Origin of the sequence: Streptomyces sp. JW3 (assembly GCF_052216785.1) — a bacterium.
Classification (GTDB): domain Bacteria; phylum Actinomycetota; class Actinomycetes; order Streptomycetales; family Streptomycetaceae; genus Streptomyces.
This window is the reverse complement of record NZ_JBQOUX010000259.1, coordinates 1-668: the sequence shown is the minus strand read 5'-3', so window position 1 is coordinate 668 and position 668 is coordinate 1. Positions and strand designations below refer to the sequence as shown.

The following is a 668-nucleotide window of genomic DNA, read 5'->3' as shown; positions in this document are numbered from 1 at the left end:
ACCTCGTTGACGATCTCCAGGGCGGGGCGGGCGGCCAGCGCGGCGTCGAGGTCGGCCTCCAGACCGTTGCGCTCGCCGTCGATGATGCGGCGCTTGAGGCGCTCCTCCAGCGGGAGGGCGGCCAGTTCCTCCGACTTGGAGGCGCGCAGCGACTTGGCGGTGGCGCCCTCGAACAGGGCCATCAGCTTCTGCAGCGGGTCATACCCCTCACGGCGCCGGTCGTAGATCAGATCCAGAGCGGTGGTGACCTGTTCCTCATCGAACCGAGCGATGGGCAGGATCTTGCTCGCGTGCACGATCGCCGAGTCCAGGCCGGCCTTGACGCACTCGTCGAGGAACACACTGTTCAGCAGGATGCGGGCGGCCGGGTTCAGACCGAAGGAGATGTTGGACAGGCCCAGGGTGGTCTGTACGTCGGGGTGGCGGCGCTTCAGCTCCCGGATGCCCTCGATGGTGGCGATGCCGTCCCCGCGGGACTCCTCCTGGCCGGTGCAGATGGTGAAGGTCAGACAGTCCATCAGGATGTCCGCCTCGTGGATGCCCCAGTTGCCGGTCAGGTCGTCGATCAGCCGTTCGGCGATCTCGACCTTCTTCTCCGCGGTGCGGGCCTGGCCCTCCTCGTCGATGGTCAGCGCGATCAGCGCCGCACCGTGCTCCCTCGCCAGCCG

General features: G+C 68.0%; 1 protein-coding gene. It reads right to left on the bottom strand.

Translation table 11 applies throughout. The features are described from left to right. Positions 1-668 (bottom strand): dihydropteroate synthase (locus ACTT8P_RS38395; RefSeq protein ID WP_442836419.1); only part of this gene is annotated, 668 nt, incomplete at both ends.